Annotated in this window: 1 protein-coding gene and 1 pseudogene; both read right to left on the bottom strand. The window is 65.4% G+C overall.

From position 1 onward, the window contains the following. Nucleotides 1-59 precede the first annotated feature (59 nt). On the bottom strand, nt 60-536 hold the full coding sequence (locus tag AWC14_RS10025; RefSeq protein ID WP_085241232.1) for a hypothetical protein: 477 nt from the start codon (nt 534-536) through the stop codon (nt 60-62). A 243-nt stretch (nt 537-779) separates the two neighbouring features. Beyond that, nucleotides 780-1,316: pseudogene (locus AWC14_RS10020) on the bottom strand (transposase); the annotation flags it as partial. Nucleotides 1,317-1,392 lie beyond the last annotated feature (76 nt).

The following is a 1,392-nucleotide window of genomic DNA, read 5'->3' as shown; positions in this document are numbered from 1 at the left end:
GCGACCAGTATGACCCGACAGGCGCAGCGTTCGAATCACCGTCGAACCGCCGGCCACGATTACGGGTCATCTCTTAGGACCATCCAGGAGCGGTCGGCGCTGATAGCGAAGTTGTCTGCCTGGCGTAGAGCATCTCGCCACTTGCTCAGCTTCAGTTCCACCGCCGTCAGATGGGCAGCCACTGGCCGCCAGGCGCCAGTCGAGCGGACCAATCCCTTCTGCAATTCGACCAAACCTAGCTCAGCGAGGGGCTTGAGTGTGGAGCGCGTCAGGGCCGAGGCATTAGTGCCGACGTACGCAGCGAGGGTGGCGCTCCGCACGTACCGATCCTCACGGAGGACGTGCAGAACCCGCACCCGCAATGGCGAGGTGACCGGACCGATACCGCTGCTTAGTCGGGTCCGCAGTGCATCTGTGTCGAACCGAACCGCCACGATATCGGCGATGCCCTGCGCCGCCGGCACCTCTCCGACCACCAGGTGGGCGCCCCCACGAGGCATCAGCCGATGGACCTGGTCAGCCACCAGCGCCGCCATCTCAGCTTCCCAGCGGAATCCGCCGCTTTCTCGATCGGCGGCGCGGGCGTTCGGCGAACACGACCGTGCCTGCGGCGCTTGCTCCAGCCCCTCCCCTCAACCGTCAACAGCCTTGCCAACCGGCAGCGGCTTGACATAGGAGAAACACATGGGCATGACGGCAGTTGAGTCGACGGGGCGACGTGAAAAGGCTGTCGGCGATAAGCCCGTTATTGACGCGGCGAAGCGTCCAACGCCAATGCTTTACGGTGTCAGAAGCTTCGGGGTAGTGTGTTCGTCGGTCTGGAGATGGCCGAAGACGACGCGGGATAGGCGGCGTTTGAGGCAGCGCAGGGCTTCAGTCTTGGAATCACCTTCCGCGAGGCGGTGCCGGTAGTAGGCCAGCCCGAGTCCGTCGAGGCGGACCTGGGTGACGGCGATGCGGTGCAGGGCAGCGTTGAGTTGGCGGTTGCCCGAGCGGGTCATGCGCACCCGGCCAGCGGTGTTTCCCGACCACACCGGCACAGGCGCCACCCCGGCATGGCGGGCGAAGGCGGCAGCGCTTTTAAACCGGGCCACCCCCGCGGTCTCACCGACCAGTTTTGCCGCAGTCAGCTCCCCGCAGCCCGGAAGGGACAATAACACCGGGGCGACGTCGCGGACGCGCAGCCCGATCCGCTTAGCCAAGGCGTTGATGGTCTCGGTGAGCCGGGCGATGTCGGCCAGCTCGTCACGGGCCAATTCAGCGACCAGCCCAGGCAAGGTCTCCAACCAGTCACCCAGGATGCGGCGATGCTTGGCTAAGAGTTGACCCGTATTGGGTCATGCAGCGCCAATCAGCTTGGGGGCTGGTTGTTTTCGGCTGGGCCCGCGACGT

This window comes from Mycobacterium kyorinense, from assembly GCF_002101735.1.
GTDB lineage: Bacteria > Actinomycetota > Actinomycetes > Mycobacteriales > Mycobacteriaceae > Mycobacterium > Mycobacterium kyorinense.
The sequence above is the reverse complement of the archived record's forward strand: the minus strand, read 5'-3'. Positions and strand labels throughout refer to the sequence as shown.